General features: G+C 71.9%; 20 protein-coding genes. 15 read left to right on the top strand and 5 right to left on the bottom strand.

Annotated features, from left to right (window positions below):
• Positions 1 to 18: 18 nt before the first annotated feature.
• The 5 genes from ACWDSL_RS00805 to ACWDSL_RS00825 form a co-directional block, all read right to left on the bottom strand.
• A complete protein-coding gene (locus ACWDSL_RS00805; RefSeq protein ID WP_450480296.1) occupies positions 19 to 327 on the bottom strand; it encodes a hypothetical protein in 309 nt (102 codons plus the stop codon).
• Between the two features lie 62 nt (positions 328 to 389).
• Complete coding sequence (locus ACWDSL_RS00810) at positions 390 to 1,772, bottom strand: MFS transporter (protein WP_450480298.1); 1,383 nt, start codon at positions 1,770 to 1,772, stop codon at positions 390 to 392.
• A gap of 232 nt (positions 1,773 to 2,004) precedes the next feature.
• Positions 2,005 to 3,378, bottom strand: a complete 1,374-nt coding sequence (locus tag ACWDSL_RS00815; protein ID WP_450480300.1) for a phosphatase PAP2 family protein — start codon at positions 3,376 to 3,378, stop codon at positions 2,005 to 2,007.
• A 66-nt stretch (positions 3,379 to 3,444) separates the two neighbouring features.
• On the bottom strand, positions 3,445 to 4,209 hold the full coding sequence (locus ACWDSL_RS00820) for an AfsR/SARP family transcriptional regulator (protein WP_450480302.1): 765 nt from the start codon (positions 4,207 to 4,209) through the stop codon (positions 3,445 to 3,447).
• Positions 4,210 to 4,489: 280 nt separating this feature from the next.
• Positions 4,490 to 4,687 (bottom strand): hypothetical protein, encoded by a 198-nt coding sequence (locus ACWDSL_RS00825; protein ID WP_450480304.1) that lies wholly within the window; start codon positions 4,685 to 4,687, stop codon positions 4,490 to 4,492.
• A gap of 220 nt (positions 4,688 to 4,907) precedes the next feature.
• Here ACWDSL_RS00825 and ACWDSL_RS00830 point away from each other — a divergent pair, with 220 nt between their 5' ends.
• From ACWDSL_RS00830 to ACWDSL_RS00900, 15 genes are read left to right on the top strand one after another with little or no spacing between them, the layout of a single operon-like run.
• Positions 4,908 to 5,486, top strand: coding sequence for a DUF4255 domain-containing protein (locus tag ACWDSL_RS00830; protein ID WP_450480306.1), 579 nt, complete (start codon positions 4,908 to 4,910; stop codon positions 5,484 to 5,486).
• Positions 5,483 to 6,229: a carboxypeptidase regulatory-like domain-containing protein gene (locus ACWDSL_RS00835; RefSeq protein ID WP_450480308.1), complete on the top strand. Its 747-nt coding sequence runs from the start codon at positions 5,483 to 5,485 to the stop codon at positions 6,227 to 6,229. The genes ACWDSL_RS00830 and ACWDSL_RS00835 overlap by 4 nt, the downstream gene beginning before the upstream one ends.
• Before the next feature lie 10 nt (positions 6,230 to 6,239).
• Complete coding sequence (locus ACWDSL_RS00840) at positions 6,240 to 8,504, top strand: phage tail sheath family protein (RefSeq protein WP_450480310.1); 2,265 nt, start codon at positions 6,240 to 6,242, stop codon at positions 8,502 to 8,504.
• 20 nt (positions 8,505 to 8,524) lie between these two features.
• On the top strand, positions 8,525 to 8,980 hold the full coding sequence (locus ACWDSL_RS00845) for a phage tail protein (protein WP_089507757.1): 456 nt from the start codon (positions 8,525 to 8,527) through the stop codon (positions 8,978 to 8,980).
• Between the two features lies 1 nt (position 8,981).
• The gene (locus ACWDSL_RS00850) at positions 8,982 to 10,475 is read left to right on the top strand and encodes a phage tail sheath family protein (RefSeq protein WP_450480312.1); all 1,494 of its coding nucleotides are present in this window, start codon (positions 8,982 to 8,984) and stop codon (positions 10,473 to 10,475) included.
• Complete coding sequence (locus ACWDSL_RS00855) at positions 10,472 to 10,990, top strand: phage tail protein (RefSeq protein WP_450480314.1); 519 nt, start codon at positions 10,472 to 10,474, stop codon at positions 10,988 to 10,990. Before ACWDSL_RS00850 ends, ACWDSL_RS00855 begins: the two co-directional genes overlap by 4 nt.
• Positions 10,987 to 11,178, top strand: coding sequence for a putative phage tail protein (locus ACWDSL_RS00860; protein WP_450480316.1), 192 nt, complete (start codon positions 10,987 to 10,989; stop codon positions 11,176 to 11,178). The genes ACWDSL_RS00855 and ACWDSL_RS00860 overlap by 4 nt, the downstream gene beginning before the upstream one ends.
• Positions 11,175 to 11,846 carry a CIS tube protein gene (locus tag ACWDSL_RS00865; protein WP_450480318.1) on the top strand — a complete coding sequence of 224 codons (672 nt, stop codon included), beginning with the start codon at positions 11,175 to 11,177 and terminating at the stop codon, positions 11,844 to 11,846. Before ACWDSL_RS00860 ends, ACWDSL_RS00865 begins: the two co-directional genes overlap by 4 nt.
• Positions 11,847 to 11,856: 10 nt before the next feature.
• Positions 11,857 to 13,038, top strand: coding sequence for a phage late control D family protein (locus ACWDSL_RS00870; RefSeq protein ID WP_450480320.1), 1,182 nt, complete (start codon positions 11,857 to 11,859; stop codon positions 13,036 to 13,038).
• Positions 13,039 to 13,040: 2 nt separating this feature from the next.
• Positions 13,041 to 13,736, top strand: a complete 696-nt coding sequence (locus ACWDSL_RS00875) for a phage baseplate assembly protein V (RefSeq protein WP_450480322.1) — start codon at positions 13,041 to 13,043, stop codon at positions 13,734 to 13,736.
• Positions 13,733 to 14,155, top strand: a complete 423-nt coding sequence (locus ACWDSL_RS00880; RefSeq protein ID WP_398527761.1) for a GPW/gp25 family protein — start codon at positions 13,733 to 13,735, stop codon at positions 14,153 to 14,155. Before ACWDSL_RS00875 ends, ACWDSL_RS00880 begins: the two co-directional genes overlap by 4 nt.
• Positions 14,152 to 16,110: a putative baseplate assembly protein gene (locus tag ACWDSL_RS00885; RefSeq protein ID WP_450480324.1), complete on the top strand. Its 1,959-nt coding sequence runs from the start codon at positions 14,152 to 14,154 to the stop codon at positions 16,108 to 16,110. The genes ACWDSL_RS00880 and ACWDSL_RS00885 overlap by 4 nt, the downstream gene beginning before the upstream one ends.
• Positions 16,107 to 18,170: a putative baseplate assembly protein gene (locus ACWDSL_RS00890; RefSeq protein WP_450480326.1), complete on the top strand. Its 2,064-nt coding sequence runs from the start codon at positions 16,107 to 16,109 to the stop codon at positions 18,168 to 18,170. The genes ACWDSL_RS00885 and ACWDSL_RS00890 overlap by 4 nt, the downstream gene beginning before the upstream one ends.
• Positions 18,167 to 20,134, top strand: a complete 1,968-nt coding sequence (locus tag ACWDSL_RS00895; RefSeq protein WP_450480328.1) for a phage tail protein I — start codon at positions 18,167 to 18,169, stop codon at positions 20,132 to 20,134. The genes ACWDSL_RS00890 and ACWDSL_RS00895 overlap by 4 nt, the downstream gene beginning before the upstream one ends.
• An 11-nt stretch (positions 20,135 to 20,145) precedes the next feature.
• Positions 20,146 to 21,399 carry a hypothetical protein gene (locus ACWDSL_RS00900; protein ID WP_450480330.1) on the top strand — a complete coding sequence of 418 codons (1,254 nt, stop codon included), beginning with the start codon at positions 20,146 to 20,148 and terminating at the stop codon, positions 21,397 to 21,399.

The following is a 21,399-nucleotide window of genomic DNA, read 5'->3' on the forward strand; positions in this document are numbered from 1 at the left end:
CCTGCGGCACACCGCCGCCTACCGGATGGCCGAGGACCCGAACCTCCCCGGATGGCTCGCGGGCGCGATCCGCAGGACCGCGACGCGGCGTAGCCAAGGAGGTTGCCGAGGGGGTTGCGGAGGGGGTTGCCGGGCGAAATCGGTGACGAGAGCGACCGAGTCCACCGGTGCGGGGAGCGGGCCCAGCGCGGCCAGGACCCGGCGCAGCGACCCGGCCGTCCCGGGGGCGCTGTCCACGACGGCCTGGGCCGCCACCCGCCCGCTCCCCGCGACGAGCACCGCCGCACAGGTGGCGCGCCCCAGGTCGATACCGAGTTTCATGGTCACGCCACCATCCTCGCATCGGCACCGTACGCCCGCCGACCCGCGCGGCGCGCCCGTGACCTGCGCTATTTCAGTTCCTTGCCCTCGGTCTCCGGCAAGGTCACCGCGCCCACCAGGGCCACGGCGAGAAACGCCATGATGAACAGGATCGTCGACGTGTAGCCGGTGGCCCGGGCCAGCAGATAGCCGACGACCGAGGGGGCGAGCGAGGTCGCGCCCAGTTGCGCGGCCGTGGCCCACGCGTAGCCGGTCGCCCGCAGCGACGTCGGGTAGAACTCGCCGTTCCAGGTGTTCCACACGCCCCACGCCCCGAGGCAGAAGAACGACAGGGCGAAGTTGGCGATGTACATCTCGGTGAGACTGTCCGCGTACGCGAAGGCCACGCCCGAGACGGCGGCCAGGGCGACATACGGCAGGAAGACCTTCTTGCGGCCGAAGCGGCCGGTCAGCAGCGATGCCGACACATAGCCGGGGATCATGCACACGGCGCTCAGGGCGACGAAGCCCAGGCTCGCGGACATGCTCAGCCCCTTGTCCTGGAGCAGGGTGGGCAACCAGGTCTGCAGGCCCCAGTAGCCCCAGTTGAACGTGAAGTTCACGACGAGCATCAGCACCGTCAGGCGCAGCAGACGCCCGCGGAAGAGATCGAGCGGCTGCCCCGGCCGCCCCCGTTCACCCGCTCCGTCGCCACCGGCGGTGTCCGTACCACCGGCGGAGTCCGCGCCACCGACGGCGGCGTCCGCGGTGTCTGCGGTGTCCGCGGCGGCGAAGACCGTACCCTCGGGCACGGCCGCGCCGAGCCTGCGCAGCACCGCGGCTGCCTCCTCGTGACGTCCGCGTTCCGCGAGCCAGTACGGGGACTCGGGCACCCAGGCCCGGATCGCGAAGACCCAGATCCCGGCCAGTCCGCTCGCCATGGCGACCACATGCCAGCCCAGCCCCCCGACGAGCTGGGTGACCCCGACGGCGAGCAGCACACCAATGGGCCAGCCGACCGACAGATAGACGGCGGCCCGGCCCCGCAGCCGCGACGGCAACAGCTCCAGGAAGTAGGGGAAGGTCACCGTATAGATGCCGGCGAGGGCCAGCCCCGAGAGGAATCTCGTCACCATCAAGATGGTGAAGTTCAGCGAGAAGGCACTGACCAGGGCGATGACACCGTACGCGGCCAGGGACCACAGGCACACAATGCGGCGCCCGGTGCGGTCCGAGACCGGCCCCCACACCAGACTGCCGGGGATCATGCCCAGCGCGACGGCGGACAGCGCCCACCCGATCCTTCCCTCGTCGATACCGAACGCGCTGCCCAGATCCCCGGACACATAGATCAGGGCGAGCTGCTCCCACGACTCGATGACGAACGCCATGAAGAGCGCGATCGCGGCGAGCAGATGTGCCCGCCGGAAGGGCATGTCCTCGAACCAGTACCCCACCGGGCGCGGCGGCATGGCCTCTCTTGCCGGGGTTTCCTGGGCACCCGGCCCAACTGCTCTTCGTACCGCACTCATCGACTGTCCTCCAGGGCCTCGCCACCGGCTGTGCGCTCCCCTCGCATCGAGGGTGGCGGCACCTTAGACACCAGCGGAGCCGGCGGCTGTGTGCACGACGCACAGATCGGGACCGGCCGACTGTGCCGGGCGCCCAGCGCCGGCTCACCGCACCGGGTGGCTGCGGCTTGCCTCAGACCAGTTCGGGTTCCGGTTCCGGTTGCGGCGCTGGTGCGGCCTTCGGCTCCCAACGTCTGGTGGTCCGTACATAGCCGTAGATCACTGAGGCCAGCGCCAGAATGAGAAGTGGTCCGGACACCCATGGATGCGTGGCCATCTCCATCGGCAGATAGCGGTACGACACCAGGAGCGCGGCGAAGACCGCTGTGCCGTAAGCGACCAGCTGGATCCCCGACCGGTCCCAGCCACGGTCGAACGAGCGCAGGGCTGCCTCGATCGTGAGCGTGAACACCACGCCGGCGATGAGGTCCACGCCGTAGTGGTAGCCGAAGCCCAGCGTCGCGCCGAGCGTGGCAACGAGCCAGAAGGCGCCCGCGAAGCGCAGAAGCCGTGGGCCCTTGCGGGAGTGAATGAAGATCGCGACAGCCCACGCCGTGTGCAGGCTGGGCATGCAGTTGCGGGGGGTGATCCCGTCGTACGGCACCGGGTGCGGGGGTTTGATCGGTGGCAGCGTGTTCGGCCACAGGTTGGCCACCGCCCATTGCAGGCCGCCGGTGCCGGAGGTGCCCGGGCCGAAGGTGAAGATCGGTCCGACCACCGGGAAGATCATGTAGAAGGCCGGCCCGACGAGGCCGATCACCAGAAACGTGCGCACCAGATGGTGCTTCGGGAAGCGGCGCTCGACCGCCACGTTGCGCAGCTGGTACAGCGCGACGACGATCGCGGCCACCGCGAGCTCACCGTAGACCCAGTCGAGCAGGTGGGTGCCGATCGGCTCGGTGGCCCTGAGCATCCGGCCTGCCAGCCACGACGGGTTGCCCAGTGCGTGATCGGCGGTTGCCACGTACTCGTCGAGCACGTTCGGGCGGGTCTTCGCCGTGATCAGGAGCCAGGTGTCGCCGGTCTTGCGGCCGGCCACCAGCAGCAGGCCAAGTCCGACGCCCTTCAGCAGCAGGGCACGTTCCCGGCCGGTGCGGCGTGTGACGGCGATGACCCCGACGCCCAGCAGCACCCACAACGCGCCGTTGCCGAAGAAATGGTCAGCGGGTGGGGTGGCGCCGATCGCCCACCGCACCAGTACGAAGACGATGTCGATGCCGATCGCGGCACCAAGCGCGATGAACCGTTGCCGCCAGGTGAGCACCACCATCATCAACGCCATACCGCCGTACAGCGGCCCGGGCTTGGGGGCGAATATGACCTCTCGCGCCTGATCGGTGATCGGCCCTGGTTCGCCGGTGTAGCGACGCGCGGCGATCTCCAGTGCGATGAGGAATCCGAGGGTCACCAAGCCCGCCGTGGCCCACAGTATCGCCCGTGGCTGACGCCACGCGGCGAACTTAATTCTGCAGTTTATTCGCGACAACACCCGCAATACTATAGGCATCAATTTTTCGCCCCGACTTGACGGGTGTTGCTCGGAGAGGTCGCTTTTTGCCGCCCAGGTGGCTGTCTACTGAGGACGCGACGGCATGGGCGGGACGGTGCCGGCGCGTCTGGATCTTGGGAGGGGGCGCGGCTCGGCCTGGGAGACGGTGACGCGCTCGGCTTCGTCCGTGGCGTCCCTCAGGACATCGCTCGCCGGGTGGCGGACGACCCGACGCGCCGGGGTCTTGAGGGTGCCCGCCTCGGTGTGCGGCGAGACCAGGTTGCGCAGCGTCGGGGAGGGTTCCAGGCCCAGTTCCTCGCGCAGGACGCGGCCGCATTGTTCGTACTGCAGCAGCGCCGCGCCTCTGTTGCCGGCGGCGAGATGCGCGTTCATGAGGACGCGATGAGCGCTTTCCCGCAGGGGCTCCGCGCGGACGGCGGCGAGCCCGGCGGCGACGGCTTCGCCGTGGCGGCCCGCCGCGGTCAGCCGTTCGGTCATCGCCTCCAGGGCGTACAGCCTGAGTTCGTGGTACTGCTCCTGTTCGATCAGCACCCACTCGTTCTCCGACCACTCGGGTAACAGATCGGCCGAGAGGTCCGCCCGCGTCTGCGCGGTGAGGATGTCGTCGCAGGGGAGCGACATGTCGAGCAGCCGGTGTGCGTGCCGCGCCGCCGTGTGGAGGTCCACGTCGATGTTCTTGGAGATCGCCAATTCCTGTGTGGACGCGTCGATGACCTGATGTCCCGTGCGCGTCGCGCGCCACAAGGAGGACCGGAGGTTGGCGTTGGCGCGGGAGGCCGTGACGTCCGGCCACAGCGTGCCGGCCACATAGGTACGGGTCCGCGGCATGTCCTGCAGGGCCAGGAACGCGAGGAGGCGTTGGGCGCTGGAAGAAACCGGAACGCGCTTATGATCGACCAATAGCGCGAAGCCTTTCAGCAGTCTCAACGTGATGACGTGGCCTTCTGCGCTCATCGGCCCCCCGGGGCGATATCGGCTCCAGCGACCCATCCCCTGCCGACAAGCGGGATGCCCGGGAGCCATGTTACGAGCAAAACATGATCGTGTATCCGGCCTTTCGGTAAAACGACGATATATGGCCGGGCATCACCGGAACGTCGCGGCATCGTCACCCGTCCGGCTCGAGTAACTGGTCGAGCCATGTCTGCACGGCGCTGAGTACGTCGTCGACCGCGCTCACCGCGGTGGGGGGCGCATGGTGCTGGCCGCCCGTGCGGACGATGCGGGCACGGAAGCCGTCCGGCCTGCCGTCTTCCACCCACACCCGGAGGATCAGAACGCCGGTCCGGTCTGAGGGGATTTCCATAAATGGAAATATGCCTTGTCGGTGTCACCTCAACGTTGTCGGCGCGTGTCCGGTTACGTCATCGCCGGTCTCAGCCGGTCGCGAAACGGGTCGGTGACGCTCGTGTGATGCGCGAATCGCGATCCGGCCACGCCGGGACCGGCATGCTCCCGATGCGCGCTTTCGAGCGCGGAGCCGGAACGGGATCCGGAGCCGAGCCGGAACCGGGGGGAGGATGCGAATGGGTGACTTCGGCGTCATCGCCGACGTCTCGACGGTCATCGTGGAGACCTTGACCCAGGCCCTGCGCGGGCTCAGCCAGGTGGAACCGCCGATCGCGGAACTCAACGATCTCTCCGAGACGGTACAGACACCCCCGCCGAAACTCACGGTGTTCCTCTATGAGATCGCCGAGGACCCGACGTCGCGCAATCGGCCGCCGGTGCGCTCCCAGCCCCCCGATCCGCCCAACGTCCGCAAGCCGCCGATGGCTCTGCTGTTGCGGTACCTGGTCACACCCTGGGGCGGTGACCAGGCGACCCAGCACCGGATGCTCGGACGGGCCCTGCAGACGTTCTACGACGACGCGATCCTGGACGGCATCCAGCTGTCCGGCAGCCTGGCGGCGAGCACCGACTCGCTGCACCTCAGCCTGACCCCGCTCACCTTGGACCAGAAGTCCTGGGTCTGGTACGCGATCCAGAAGCCGTACCGGCTCTCGCTGAACTACGAGGTGCGGGTGGTCAACCTGGACTCCGCCACCGAGACGGCGGTCCGCCCGGTGCAGAGCCGGTCCATCAGCGGGGCGGCGATGCCATGAGCCGCTTCATACCGCTGTCAGGTTTGACGCTCTACAGCCCGGCCTGGTTCATCCCGTTCGACGACTACGCGCGGCGGGCGCGCAGCGCGGGGGTGGCGGTCCAGCTGGACCGATTCGACGACGAGGGCAACGGGGACGGCGAAGGCGCCTGGCTGCCGCTGGACGATGTGCCGGTGCGCACCCCCAGCGCCGCCCTCGCCTATCCGGGGCTCGGCAGATGCGGTGAGCCGTGGGCGGCCCGGCCGCGGCGCCACCGCGCCCGCTTCGCGGCCGCCGGCTACCAGCCGCTGTACCCGGCCGACGAGCAGCCGTACTCGGCCGATCTCGTGGGCGTCGAGTTCCTGGTGTACCCGCATGACGACGCCCACCCGCCGGCGGTGGTGACCGAGCCGCGTCTGGTCCGGCTGCTGCCGAGCGTCTCCTTCCCCTACCCGCCGGGGCTGCGCACGGTGCACGGCGCTGTGGTCGACGCGACCACCCGAACACCGATCGCCAATGCGCTGGTCGAGGCCCGGGGGCGGACCAGCCGGGATCTGACGCCATGGCATGAGCGCACCCTGTCCGACGCCGCGGGCGCCTTCCGGCTGGCCTTGCGGTGGGAGGGCGAGAAGGCCGACGAGCACGCCGTCGAGGAGACGTTCCGCCTGGAGGCCACCGAACGGCCGGGCCGGTCCGGATCGCTGGCCGTGCGGCTGCCCCAGGACATCGAGCGCCGGCACGTCATAGAGATCCGCGAGAGTTAAGGAGCCGTCCATGGCGGAGTATCTGAGCCCCGGGGTCTACATCGAGGAGATCGATGCGGGCCCACGGCCGATCGCGGGGGTGAGCACCAGTACGGCCGGCATGGCCGGGGTCACCGTGCGCGGTCCGTACACCGGCAAGCCCAAGCTGGTCACCAACTTCCTGGAGTTCCAGAACACGTTCGGCGGGTTCCTCCCCGAGCCCAACCCCCTGATCCGGGACACGTGGGCGAACGACCCCAAGGAAGGCGGCCGCTGGTGGCTGTTCCCGCTGGCGGTCAAGGGCTTCTTCGACAACGGCGGTCAGCGGCTGTACGTCAAGCGGGTCGCGAGCAGGCAGGCGACGCCGGCCTCGGGGGTGCTGGGCCATGGCCTGGTGAGCCCGGTCGCCCGTGACGCCGCCAAGGGCGCGACCCGCCTGGAACTCGGCCATCTGATCGGGTTCTCCGGTGTCGGACAGCAGATCCAGCTCTTCCGCGGCGACGACCAGCAGGTGATCCACACCGCCGGTGTCGCCGCCTACGACGCGACCGCCCACCGCGTCGAACTGGACGCCGCGCTGACCGCCGAGGTCAGAGCGGGCCGCGGTGACTATGTGCAGATCGGGGCGCGCAGCGCGGAGGAGACGCTGGAGTTCACCGCAGTGAGCCCCGGCTCATGGGGCGGCGCGGTCCAGGTGCGGATCCAGCCGATGGCCTCGGCCGCGCTCCCGGTGCTGCCGGATCCGCAGGAGGGCGCGCTCTTCGTCACACAGCTCGCCGCGGACGCCGCCGCGGACAGCGAGACGGTCGAGGTCGCGGCGGTCGCCGGGCTCGACCCCGACGATCTGCCGCCCGAGGTCTGGGCGCAGATCGGCTCCGGCCGGTTCAAGGTCCAGGTCGGTCAGCCGGCGGACGGGAAGGTCACGCTGACCCTGCCGTCCGGCACGGCACATGAGGCGTGGCGCCGGGGGCTGGTGGTGCGCCGGGTGCGCCGGGGCAACACCTCGGCGGGGACGACGCTGCGGGTGGGCGGGGCGAGCCGGCTGTACGAGGGCGCCGTCGTCCAGCTCGACGACGGCACCCACCTGACCATCCGCACCGTCGAGGCGATCGCCGCGGACCTCGTCACCTTCGACGCGGACGTGCCCGGAACGCTGTTTGAAACCGATCGGCTGCACCTGGTCGAGGCGCAGGTCGACGCCCGGTTCGCCGACCCGTCCGGCGCCGTGGTGACGGAGAGCCACCCCAACCTCCGGCTCACCGGCGACGCACCGGCGAACCTGGTGACCACCCTGGCCGGCCGCTCGCAGCTGGTGCGGGCGGTGGCGCTGGGGGCGCTGTCCACCGACCCGGCGAAGTTCCCCGTGCCCGCGGTCGGGGCCTGGCTGACGCTGGCGGACGGGGACGACGCCTACGGGGGTCTGAGCGTGGCCGACTTCGTCGGCGAGGACGGCGGCAGCGGCAAGCGGACCGGGATCGCCGCGCTGGAGGACATCGACGAGGTCGCCGTCTGCGCGGTGCCGGGCGTGTGGTCGGGGACGGTCGAATCGGCCCTGGTCACCCACTGCGAGCTGCTGCGGGACCGGTTCGCGATCCTCGACCCGCAGGACGGTCTGGACATCGAGGGCGTCCAGGCGTTCCGTGAGCCGTTCGACACCAAGTACGCGGCGCTCTACCACCCGTGGCTGGTCACCCGCGACCCGGCGACGGGCCGCGACGTCGAGGTGCCGCCCTCGGGCCATATGGCCGGGATCTACGCGCGCGTGGACGTGGAGCGCGGGGTGCACAAGGCGCCCGCCAACGCCGTCATCCGCGGCATCCGGCTCACCGACGGCATCGCCCAGGACATCACCAAGCGCCATCAGGACCTGCTCAACCCCAAGGGCATCAACGCGCTGCGGTTCTTCCCCGGGATGGGCCACCGGGTCTGGGGCGCCCGCACGCTCTCCTCGGACAGCTCGTGGAAGTACATCAATGTCCGGCGGCTGTTCCTCTATCTGGAGGAGTCGATCGACGAGGGCACCCAGTGGGTGGTGTTCGAGCCCAACGACGAGGCGCTGTGGGCCCTGGTCCGCCAGACGGTCGCCAACTTCCTCACCACGGTCTGGCGCAGCGGCGCGCTCGCCGGCACCACCCCCGACGAGGCGTTCTTCGTCGCCTGCGACCGCACCACGATGACCGAGGACGACCTCGCCAACGGCCGGCTCATCTGTGTCATCGGTGTCGCGCCGGTCTTCCCGGCGGAGTTCGTGATCTTCCGGATCCAGCAGAAGACCCGCGAGACCCAACTCGCCTGAGCGCCCGAGGAGAGGCCACCATGCCGCCCGTTACCAGGGACGATCCGTACGCGTCCTATAACTTCCAGATCATCGTGACCAACGTCAGCGACGACGGGGTCGCGGTGAGCGGGTCCTTCACCGAGGTGAGCGGGCTTGAGCTGGAGGTTCCGCCGATCGAGTACCGCACCGGGAGCGAGGACATCACCGTCCGCAAGATCCCGGGGCTGAAGAAGTTCACCAACCTCACCTTCAAACGCGGCATCACCGGCCACGTCGGCTTCTGGAACTGGGTGGTCGAAGCGCTCAACGGCAAGGTGCGGCGCACCTCCGGCTCGATCGTGCTGCTGGACGAGAACCGCCAGGAAGCCATGCGCTGGAACTTCGACCGCGGCTGGCCGACCAAGTACACCGGTCCGACGCTCAGCGCCACCAAGAACGAGATCGCCATGGAGACCCTGGTCCTGGCGGTCGAGAAGCTGGAGATCGACGTCTGACATGGTCGGCGAAGCGCTCCCCGGAGTATCCCTGACGTACCGGCCACGCGGTTCGGACACCGAACCGCTGCGTACGGACGTGGCGGCGTTCCTGGGCCGGCTGCGCCGGGGCCCGGTGGCCACTCCGGTGCGGGTGGAGAGCTGGAACGACGTCGTGGGCGCCTTCGGCCCGCCGGACGGCGCCTTCGCCACCCCGTACGCGCTGCGCGGCTTCTTCGAGAACGGCGGCCGCACCGCCTGGGTGCTCCGGGTGTCCGGGCCGGCCACCACGGCCCGGACCCGGTGGCCGGCCGGTGGGCTCGGCGGCCTGGCCGCCACGGACTACCAGGTGGTCGCCACCAGCCCCGGAGCCTGGGCCAACGGCGGGCGCGTCGCGATCCGTTACCAGGCCAGCACGGTCGCCGGGCCGGCCGGCGTGGGCGTACGGATCACGATGCCAGGCGAGGCGCCGGAGACCTTCGCCGGACTGCCGCTCGCCGACGTGGCCGACCGGCTGACCGCGTCCCGCTACATCCGGCTGATCCCGGACGGGCCGCCACCGCCACCTGGGCGGCCAGGACCGATCTCGATGTCCTGGGACCTGACGCTCACGGGCGGCGCCGACACGCCTCCCACCCGCGGCGAGTACGCGGACGCCGTGGCGCTCCAGGCCGAACTGCCGGAACCGGCGCTGGTGGCGCTGCCGGACCTGGGCGCGGACCTGTCCGGCACCGAACACACCGAGGTGGTGCTGGAACTGCTGCGGAGCGTGGCGCCCCTGCACGATCGCCTCGCCGTCCTGGACGTACCGCCCCGGCTGTCCTCCGTGGACGAGGCGGTCGACTGGGCGGGCTCGCTCGCGGCCACCGGCGACAGCGAGCTGCTCGGCTGCGCCGCCGTCTACCATCCGCCGCTGCGCACCCCCGACGGACAGGCCCTGCGGACCGTCCCGGCGTCCGGGCACGTCCTGGGCGTCATCGCCCGTCTCGACGCCGAGCGCGGGGCACACCACACGCCCGCGGGCGCCGTGATCCTGGAGGCGGTCGACCTCGCGGCCGAGTACCCCGAGCCGCAGCAGATCCGGCTGTTCGACGCGGGGCTCGACCTGATCCGCTGCACCCGCGGGCGGGGGCTGATGGTGTGGGGCGGACGCACCCTGTCCACCGACCCGGGCACCCGCTACATCGCGCACCGCCGACTGGTGCATCTGCTGGTGCGCGCCATCCGGCGGGTGGCGAGCCCGCTGGTGTTCGACGTCAACTCGCCCGAGCTGAGGCTGACGTTGGTACGGGCGCTGACCTCCGTACTGCTGTCGGCCTTCCGGGCCGGGGCGCTCGCCGGCGACCGGCCCGAGCAGGCGTTCCGCGTGGTGTGCGACGACACGAACAACCCGCCCGAACAGGACCCGGGGCAGCTGGTCTGCGAGATCGAGGTCGCCCCGGCCGTCCCGATGGAGTTCATCCGGCTGCGTCTCGTACTCGGCCAGGACCGAGGTCTGGAGGTGATCGAGGCATGACCCTGGATCCACTGCCCAAATACCGCTTCCTGGTCACCCTCGACCCCGGCGACGCGTATCTGCCGCCCGCGCAGGCGCTGCTGCTGCCACTGGCCGCCTCCGGCGCGTTCCAGGAGATCACCGGGCTCGGCGCGCAGCTGGAGGTGACCAGCTACCCGGAGGGCGGCCGCAATGACTCGGTCCACCAACTGCCGCTGCGCCACTCGTGGAACCGGATCACGCTCAAACGCGGTGTGGTGCGCGACCCGGGGCTGTGGGCCTGGTACCAGGCCGGGCTCGCCGACTCGCTGGGCGCCCGCCGCGACGGCGCGGTGATCGTGCTGGGCCCGGACGGGGCGCCCGGCGCGGCGTGGGCCTTCCACGGCGGGCTCGCCGCCAAGTGGAGCGGCCCTGACCTGCACGCGGAGCAGAACGCGATCGCCATCGAGTCGCTGGAGATCGCGCACGAGGGGCTGACGAAGGTCTTGCAGGACGCCGCGGCGAACGCCTTGCCGCGCCTGAGCCAAGGGAGGTGACCGGCGTGCCGAAGGTGATCATTCACCAGCTCGAGGTCCGGTTCCAGGTGGACGGCGACGACGGCGCCGTGTTCACCCGCCTGTTCAACAAGCACATCCAGGCGTGGGCGAAGTTGTACGAGGACCAGTGCGCGCGCGCCAGACACACCGAGAGCGAACGGCGCTTCGGGGACGGGGAGGCGTCATGAGTGTGACGCCGGTGTCCTTCGCCCGGCAGGGCTCCGCCCGGGCCCGGCTGGAGATCGTCCGGCCGGTGATCGCCGACGAGCGGCAGCGGCGGATCCCGCTGCGGTTCAACCCCACCGACTACAAGCTGAGCAAGAGCAACACCTTCGCCGAGATCACCATCCCCGGCCTGGAGACACCGCCCCTGCAGTACGTCCGCGGCGGCACGGAGACCCTGACGGTCCAGGCGCTGGTGGACACCTCCGACACCCTGGAGAACGTACGGAAGTCCTACGTCAACGCGGTGCGCAACCTGCTGCGGCCCGACAGCCGCGAACACGCCCCGCCGGTCGTCCGGTTCGTCTGGGACGAGGAGGTCTTCACCGGTGTGGTGGAGAAGCTGGACGTCAACTACCAGCTGTTCCGCCCGGACGGGGTGCCCCTGCGGGCCATGCTGGACCTCTCGCTCAAGGAGTTCCGCCCGGCCGCCACGCAGATCGCCGAGACCCCGCGCTCCTCGCCCACCGTGGAGAAGAGCTATGTGGTCCGCCGCGGCGACACGCTCAGCTCCATCTCCGCCGCGCTGTACCGGAGGCCCGACGCGTGGCGGGAGCTGGCGCGGGCCAACGGCATCAGCGATCCGCGGGAGCTGCGACCCGGCCGGGTGCTGACCGTGCCCCGGCTGGCCTGAGGAGCGCGCCATGAGCACCCCCGCACCCGAGGTCGCCTCGCCCGACCGGTACGCGCCCGAGTTCGATGTGCGTATCGAGGGCCTGGAGATGGACCCGTCCACCAAGAACGACATCATCGACATCAAGGTGAACCGGGACATCGACGAGATGTCCGGCTTCGACCTCACCCTCAACAACTGGGACGACGTCGGCCTGCGCTTCAAGCACAGCGATTCGCCCAGCTTCCGGCTCGGCGGCCGGGTCTCGGTCCGGCTCGGCTACGCCGACCGGCTGCTCACCGTGGCCACCGGGACCATCTCCACGCTCAGCCCGAAGTTCACCGACGCGGCCTCGCCCACCGTCCAGGTCAGCGGGGTGGACGGGCTGCTGCGGCTCAAGGACCGCAAGCCCACCGAGAACGAGACCAAGATCTACCGCAATCTGCCCGACTGGCGCATCGCCGAGCAGATCGCCCAGCGCAACCAGCTGCGCATCGAGGTCACCAGGGAAGGCCCCACACACGACCTGGTGGTGCAGAAGAACCAGGACGACGCCACGTTCCTGCTGGAGCGGGCCAAGCGGCTCGACTTTGACTGCTACATCCTGCCGGACCCGAAGGACGGCGAGGACACGCTGTACTTCATCAAGCCGACCGACGGCCGCGACGGCCGCCCGATCCGGTTGTACCGGCTGGCGTACGCACCGGGGCTGTCCACCGGCCCCACCGACCAGCCCGAGGGGCTGGTCCCCAACCTGATGGAGTTCACCCCGACGCTGACGGTGTCCCAGCAGGTCAGCAAGGTCACCGTACGCGGCTGGGACCCTCGTACCAAACAGGCCATCGCGTTCACGGCGACCGCCGAGAACCTGCCGGCCGGGCAGAACACGGCCGACGGGCAGAGCGGGCCGCAGGTGGCCGAGTCCACTCTGCAGGGCCGCCAGGAGGTCATGGTCGACGCGCCGGTCGGCAGCGACCAGGAGGCCCGGGAACTGGCGATCAGCCTGTTGCGCGAGCGCGCCTACGAGTTCATCACCGCGACCGGAAAGGTGGCGGGCCTGCCCGAGCTGCGGCCCGGCGACAACCTGGAGATCTACGGCCTCGGCCGCCGCTTCTCCGGCACGTACTTCGTCAAACGGGTCGAGCACACCCTCAACACCAGTGGCTTCTTCACCCAGTTCACCGCACGGCGGATCCACCAGGGGGGCCGGTGACGATGAAGGGCACACCACGCGCCCGCTCCACCGACAAGCGCTACTACGGCGTCGTCGAAGCGCTCGTCGTGGAGAACGAGGGCGATGACGAGGGCCAGGTCAAGCTGAAGTTCCCGTGGTTCGACGACACCACGGTCACCGACTGGGTCCGGGTCAGTCAGCTGTACGCCGGAGGTGGCTACGGCTCGGTGTTCGTGCCCGAGAAGGGCGATGAGGTGCTGGTCGCGTTCGTCCACGGGGACATGCGGTACCCGATCGTCCTGGGCGGCCTCTACAACGGCGAGGACAAGCCACCGACCGCCCGCACCGAAGGCCGCGACCAGAAACTCATCCGCACCCGGCACGGCCACGAAGTGCTGCTGGACGACACCCAGTCCAAGGCCGCCGTAAAAATCACGTCGGCCGCCGGACATGTGGTGGAACTGGACGACCAGGGCAAGGCGATCCGGATCACCGCGGCCGAGGGCGGCAGCGTCACCGTGACCGCGCAGGGCGACATCACCCTCAAGGCGCCCAAGGTGACCCTCGATTCCCCCTCCATCGACCTCGGCGGCGGCGCCACCGAACCGCTCGTACTCGGCAACGCGCTGCTCCAGGCGTTCAATACGCACACCCACCCCTCCGCCGCCGGGCCGACCGGCCCGCCGGCCCCGCCGCTGACCCCCGCCGTGCTGGCCAAGAAGGCGAGGACGGCATGAGCGAGGAGTTCCTGGGGACCGGCTGGCGGTTCCCGATCCTGCCCGACGCGTCCGGGCGGCTCGGGTACGCCGTGGGCGAGGAGAGCATCGAGCACTGTCTGCGGGCGCTGCTGCTCACCGGCGTCGGCGAGCGGGTCATGCGGCCCGACCTCGGCACCCGCGCCCACGAGCTGGTGTTCGCGCCCGGCAGCGTGCAGAACCTGCGCGACCTGGAGCAGTCGATCGCCACCGCGGTCCGTGACCACGAGCCGCGGGTGGAACTGGAGGAGGTACGCGCGGAGGCCGACCCGGCCGACGAGTCGCGGATCACCGTCTCGGTCGTCTACCGCATCCGGCGCAGCAACACCAAGGCCAACCTGGTGTTCCCGTTCTACACCGGCATCACGGGCCTTACGGGCCTCACCGGGGGCACATCATGACACTGCCCGCGCCGAAGCTGGACGACCTCACCTGGGCCGACATGATGGCCGCCATCCGGCGGCGGATCCCCGCCGAATCGGACGGCACCTGGACGCTGCACGCGCCCGTCGACCCCGGTATCACCCTCCTCGAACTCCTCGCCCACCTCCTTGAGCAGCGGCTGTACTGGCTCGACCAGGTGCCGGACGCGCTCGTCGTCGCCGTACTGCGGCTGCTCGGCCTCGAACCCCCGCGCCCCGCCCGCCCCGCCGCCACCGTGCTGCGCGTCGACGCCCGGCAGGCGGACACCGCCGTCCCGGTCGTCCCCGCCGGTACGGAGCTGACCCGGGATCCGGCGGGGGAGGTCGTCTTCACCCTCGCGGACGACGTGGCCGTCTTCCCGCTGGCCGAGGACGGCGAGGTCACCGTGTGGACCGACCGCGACCGTACGGCGGACCTGCGGGCCCGCCGCGGGGTCGCGCTGCTGGCGGCCGACGGCGCCCCGGCACAGGTCCGGTTCACCCTGCCGCTCACCGGAGCGCACCCCGCGCCCGGCCCGCTCTGCCTGCTCGTCGAACTGGACGCGCCCGCCGCGTCCGCACCGTCGTGGCTGCCCGGGGCGGTCGCCGATGTGCCGCCTCCCGCGGAGCTGACCTGGTCCTGGTTCCGGCCGGGCACGGATGTCTCCGGCGCGTCCGGGAAATTCGAGAAAGTAGAGGACGGCACGGCCGGGCTCAGACGGTCCGGTGTCGTCCGGCTGCACCCCCCGGCCGGCTGGACCACACAGGACACCGGGATCCTGGTGTCCACCCCGGCCGCCACCTACGCGGCACCGCCCCGCCTCCTCCAACTCGCCGTCAATGTCTCGGCAGCACACCACCTCAGGCGCCGCACCGCGCACGGCGCCGACCTCCACGAACAGATCGACGCATGGCTCAAACTGCCCGGCCAGCATCTTGTCCTGCCGGACGCCGCCGACCGCCTCCTGGAGGCGACCGTGCGGCTGGCGGGTCAGCAGTGGCAGCCGGTGCCGGACTTCACCTTCGGCGCGCCCGCCGACCGGATCTTCGTACTCGACCGGACCGAGGGCGCGGTGGTCTTCGGTGACGGGCTCACCGGGCGCATCCCCCACCCCGACCCGGACGCGCAGATCGCGTATGTGACCGGCGGCGGCCGGGGCGGCAACGGCGGTATGACCGGCAACTGGACGGTGGCCCCGGACCTTCCGGCCCCGCCCGGAGCGGTCTCGGCCGCCAACCTCGTACGGGCCGAAGGCGGCGCGGACCCGGAGACGGTCACCGAGGCCCGCCGCCGCGCGGCCGCGTCCCTGGGGGAGGTGACCCGCGCCGTCACCGCCGCCGACTTCGTCACCCTGGCCCGTACGACCCCGGGCGTCGCCGTCGCCCGCGCGTACCCGTCCCTCGGCGAACACCCCGGTTTCCCGTGTGCCACGGTGCCCGGCGCGGTGAGCGTCCATATCGTCCCGGCGGCGCCCCGGGACGACCTCGACCGCGAGGACTTCGTCGCCGCGCCGCTCCCCGACCCGGGCATGGTGTGCGCGGTCGCCGCCCGTCTGGCACAGGCGCGGCTGCTCACCTCCGAGGTCTTCGTCCGCCCGCCCCGCTATCGCGAAGTGGCGCTGCGCGTCGACCTGTCCGGCGACCCGGCCGACCGCAGCCGCGTGTCCGCCGTGGTCACCGCGGCGCTGCGGCGCTTCCTCGACCCGCTCGTGGGCGGCGAGGACCAGGACGGCTGGCCGTTCGGACAGCCGCTGCGGCCCTCGGCCCTGCTGCGGGCCGCGCAGCGGGCGCTGGGGGACCTCGGGGACATCGCCGCGGTGGCGATCGGCCTCGACGGGGCCGATCCGGACGAAGCGTGCGACGAGGTGCCGCTCGGGGCCGGGGCGCTGCCCGTCCTGCGGACGGTCCGCACCCGGATCGTGCCCGCCGTCGAACCGGGGGAGGGGCTGGTATGACCGGCGATGTGTGGTGGGAGCGGGACGCTCCGGAACAGGAGCGGGCCGACGGGCGGATCGTGCCCGGTCCCGGACCGACCGGCGGCGGGCCCGAACTGGTCGACGCCACCCGTGAGGCGGTCCGCGCCGAGGTACGTGGCCGGATCGCGGGCTACACCCCGGACTGGACCGACCCCGACCGCCAGGACGCCGGCGTCGCGCTCGTCCGCCTCTTCGGCACCCAGGCCGAACCCGTGCTCGGCCGCGTCAACCGGCTGCCGGAGAAGGCGCTGGCCGAACACCTGGCGATCGCGGGCGTGCGGCGGCGCCCGGCCGGGGCGGCGGCAGCGCTCCTGGAGTTCACCGTGAACCCGCCGGACGGCTCCTCCGTACTCGTCCCGGCCGGGTTCCAGAGCGCGGCATCGACCCCGGCGGGGCAGGTCGTCTACGAGACGGACCAGGACCTGTACGCCACCCCGGCCACCCTCGGCGACCTCGCCGTACAGGAGGCCGGAACACTGGAGCCGCTGCCGCTGGGTCCGTCCGGGCCCAGCCGTCCCTTCGCGCCCTTCGGCCGGGACCCGGAGCCCGGCAACGGGCTGTGGATCGGGCTCGCCGGGCCGGCCGGCCCCTACCCGCGGCTGTCGCTGGGGATCGTGGTCGTGGCCGCTCCCCCCGCGCCCGCGGCGTCGGGCGGCGCGCTGCCCCTCCCGCTGCCGCCCGCGCCGCTGCTGCGCTGGGACGTGCTGGACGGCACCCGGCTCGTACCCGCCGAGCTGATACGGGACTCCACGGCCGGGCTCAGCGCCAGCGGGACCGTCGAGCTGAGGGTGCCGCGCTCCTGGGAGCCGGGCACCCCGTCCGGCACCCGGCCCCGGCTGCGCTGGCTGCGCGTGCGGATCGCGCACGGCGCGTTCGCCGGACCGGCGCCGGTGCTGTCCGGACTGCGGCTGAACGTGGTCGCCGCCACCGCCGCCCGCACCATCCGGGACGAGCCGCTGCAGCCCGTCCAGGACCCGGCGGCGAGCGGGCGGCGCCGTATGAAACTCAGCCAGGTGCCCATCCTCGCCGGATCGGTGGTGATCGAGGTCGACGACGACACGGGCGGCGACGTGTTCGGCACCTCGGCAGGCACCACGGCCGGCACCTCGTCCCGGTGGCGAGAAGTCGAGAGCCTGGCCGGGTACGGCGCCGACGACCGGGTGTTCACGGTGGACTACGACAGCGGCGAAGTGACCTTCGGGGACGGTGTCAACGGCGCGGCCGTTCCCCCGGGCTTCCGCAACGTCCGCGCCGTGCGCTACCGCGTGGGCGGTGGCAGCGCCGGCGCCGTACGGGCGGGTGCGGTGGGCGCGGTGGTGACCGCGCTGCCGTTCGTCACCGGCGTCGGCAACCCCTTCCCGGCCTCCGGCGGAACGGACGCCGAGCCCGACGCCGACGCCATGCGCCGCGGCGTCGGCGAACTGCGGGCCCGCGGCCGGGCCGTGGCCCCGGCCGACTACGGCCTGCTCGCCACCCGGGCGCCCGGTGCGTCGGTGGCCCGCGCCCGGGGTGTGCCGGGCCTGCACCCGGACTTCGCCGGGGCGCCGATCCCCGGCGTCGTGGGAGTCCTCGTGGTGCCCCCAGTGTCTTCGGGCGACGACCCCGGTGAACCGCCGGTCCCCACCGCCGCCACCCTGCGGGCCGTCGCCGACTTCCTGTCGCGCGAAGCCGCCCCCGCCGGGGTCACGGTGGTCGCCGCCCCCGCTCCGTACCACCGCGTCGCGGTGGAGTCCTGGGTCACGCTCGACCCGAACCTCGACCGGGCCGCGGTGCTGGCCCGGGCGGGCGACGCGGTGCGCGGCTATCTGGATCCGCTGCGCGGCGGGGAGGACGGCGCGGGCTGGCCGTTCGGCGGCGCGCTGCGGCACACGGCCCTGGTCCGGCGGCTCCTGGCGGTCGACGGGGTGCTGGCCGTCACCCGGCTCTCGCTCACCGTCGACGGAGTGCGCCGGCCGCCCTGCGCCGACCACGCCCTCCCGCCCCACAGCCTCGTCTGGCCGGAGCGCCCGCTGCTGATCCCGGTAGGTGACCCGTCATGACCTGCGCACCGCACCCCGCGACCTTCCGTCTCCTCGACGCGTACGTCGGGTGGGACGAGTCGACCGAGCCGGGTGCCGACGGCACCATCGGCATCGTCGGCTTCGACGACCCGGACGGCCTCCGGCTCGCCTACCGCGGCGACGCGCCGGAAGGCCCCACCAGGGGCCGTCTGCTGCCGTGGTTCCCCGACCCGCGGCTCGCGCCGGGGTGCGGGCCGTGCGCCTGGTACCTGCTCGTCCCCGGCGAGCGGCGGCTGCTGCGCCGCGATGTCTGCAGCGGCGCCTTCGCGCCCGTCTGGCCGCCCGGCTGCGACCCCGCCCCGCTGCGCGAACCGGTCTCCGTCGCCGCCCGCGGCCACCGGCTGGCCGTGGTGGAGTCCGACCGGGTCCTGGTGTGGCGCCGCGAGGGCGAACAACTCGCCGGGGTGATCCGGGCCGAGCGGCCGCGATGGGCCGCGCTGGCCCCTGACGACGAGGTTCTGGTGGCCTGTCAGGGCAGTACGGACCTGCGGCGGTACGACGCGGCGGGCGGCTTCCGCGGTGTGCTACGTACCGGCGCGCGGGGCGAGGTCATCGGGTTGCGCACCGGACCGGAGCGGACCGTATGGCTGCTCACCGACGACGGCGGGCGGCTCAGGATCCACCGGGGTGGTCACCACGGCCCGTTCCAACCCGTCACCGTGGACGAACTGGCGGCGGCCCTGCCACCGTCCGCGCTCACCTCGGCCGACGAGGACGGGTTCTGCCTGAGCGAAAAGGGCCCCGACGGCCCGCAGACCACCTGCTTCACCTGGCAGGGGCGGCCCCGGGACGCCGCCCCGCCCGCCACCGACGCGTATGTGACCAGCGGGTCGTATGTCACCACCCTGATCGACAGCGGTATCTCGCGGTGCCGCTGGCACCGCGTACGCGTGGACGCCGATGTGCCCGCCGGGACGGCGGTCGCCGTCGGGATCGTGGTGAGCGAGGACGGCCGGTACGAGGAGAGCGACTGGCAGCTGTCGGCTCCGGGCGCCACGGACTTCCTCGTCGACCAGCCGCCCGGCCGCTTTCTGCGGCTGCGGCTGCGGCTGTCGGGCGACGGCGGCGCGACTCCGGCCGTCCGCCGGATCCGACTGGACTTCCCCCGGGCCACCAGCGCCGATCTGCTGCCGCCCGCCTTCCGTCAGGACCCCGCGGCCGACGATTTCACCGAGCGCTTCCTGTCGCTGTTCGACGCGACGCTCGCCCAGCTCGACCGGGTGATCGAGCGGTATCCGGCGCTTCTGGACCCGGCCGGCGTCCCGGACCGGGTGCTGCCGTGGCTGGCCGGGCTGCTGGGCCTGTCGTACGAGGCGGGCTGGGACGCCGCCACCCGGCGCGCGCTGCTGGCCGCGGCCCCGGAGCTGTACCGGCGCCGGGGCACGCCGTGGGCGCTGCGGGAGGCGGTACGGATTGTGTTCGGGGTGGCCCCGGTCATCGACGAACTGGCGGCCGACCGCCGCTGGGCGCACTTGCGCAAAGCCGTCGGGGGCTCTGGAGCAGGAGAAGGGCTGGGCGCGGTACGGCTGTTCGGCCGGTCGGCGAGCCGGTTCCGGGTCGGCGGCTCGGCGCTGGGCGCGGCTCCGCTGCGCGCGTTCGGCTCGCCGGACAGCGATCCGTACACCGCGCACGCACACCGGTTCCGGGTGCTGCTGCCCGCCGGATCGGCGGACGGGGAGGCGCTGCTGCGGCTGGTGGAGCGGCAGGCGCCCGCGCACACGGTGGGGTCGGTGCGGACCGGGGGCGCGGGGTTCGTGGTCGGTTCGCGGTCCACGGTCGGCGTGGACACCGCGTTCGTCCCGCTGCCTGCGCCCGTACTGGGCGGCGCGCGGCCCGTGCGGCTGAACCGCGACGGGGTGCTCAGGCCGGGGCCGAGGGGGTTGCGGCGAGGGGTGGGCGTCGGAGTCGTCTCCGCCGTCGGTGTGCATACGCGAGTGTCGTGAGAGGACGGGCGATGACGGAGACAGAGACATCGAGGACCGAGGAGTTCGACGCGCCACCGCTGCGCCGGCTGCGGTACTTCCACGGCCAGATGCTGGGCGCACGGGATTTCCAGCGCGAACAGGAGTATCACCGCGAGAAGTTGAGACTGCGCATGCGCTGTCTGCTGGGCTATGGCGTGGTGTGCGGTCTGCATGTGGAACCGGCGCCGCGGGACGAGGACGACTGCCCGCCGGACGCCACCGCACCGGATGCCACCGCGCCGCCCGAGGAGAGCGTGACAGAGGGCGATGCCGAGCCGGAGCGCACCCGGCGCAGGGCCAAGGTGGCGATCACTCCCGGTCTCGCCGTGGACTGCGACGGCAACGAGGTCGTGGTGCGCGGCGGCTGCGTGATCGACCTGTGGAAGGCGCTGCCCCCCGACGAACGGGACACCGACACCGTCTGGATCGGCGTCGAGTACGCCGAGCGGCCCGTCGAGCCCACCCGCGCCGTCTACAACGACGCCTGCGCGGACACCTCCGACTGCGAGTTCGGCTGGACGGAGGAGTGCCACAAGGTACGGGTCACCGGCTGCGAGCCGCCGGTGGACGAGCGCTGTGACACCTGCTGCTCGCCGTGCGAGCACAAGGTGCTGTGGCTGGCCAGGATCGACTGCGTTGACTGGTACGAACCGGTGCGCCGCGACCAGATCCATATGAACGTACGCCGTCCGTTCGGCCACCATCTGCCCACGGTGATCACCGGTATCAACTGGATCCACGGACACACCTACACCATCGACGAGGCCAAGGCCCTCCTCGGCACCCAGGACGAGGACGGCGGGCTCGTCGTACGGTTCTCCGCCGATGTACGGTCCGACACGCTGCGGCCAGGTGTGGTGGAGCTCCAGGTGATCGAGGGCGGCAGTGGCCGCAACGCCTCCACCTGGTACATGGGCGGCGCGTTCGCCGAACCGGACGCCGAATCCGACGGGTGCGGCGAGTTCACGCAGGGCTTCCGCTATCGCCAGACCACGCGCGAGACGCTGCAGGACGGCGACCGCTTACTGATCACCGTCCGTGCCGCGTTCATCCTCGACCGCTGCTGCCGCCCGGTCGACGGCACCCATGTCGGCGGACGCGTACCGACCATCGACGCCGAGGCCACCCCGGCCGCGGCGCACGGCGGCTGCCACCTCCCGCCCTCGGGCATCGGCCCCTGGACATCCGGCACCGGGGCGGGCGGGGACGTGTTCGAGAGCTGGTTCTTTGTGAAGGAGCGCTGA

It is taken from the genome of Streptomyces sp. NPDC000941 (genome assembly GCF_053599555.1).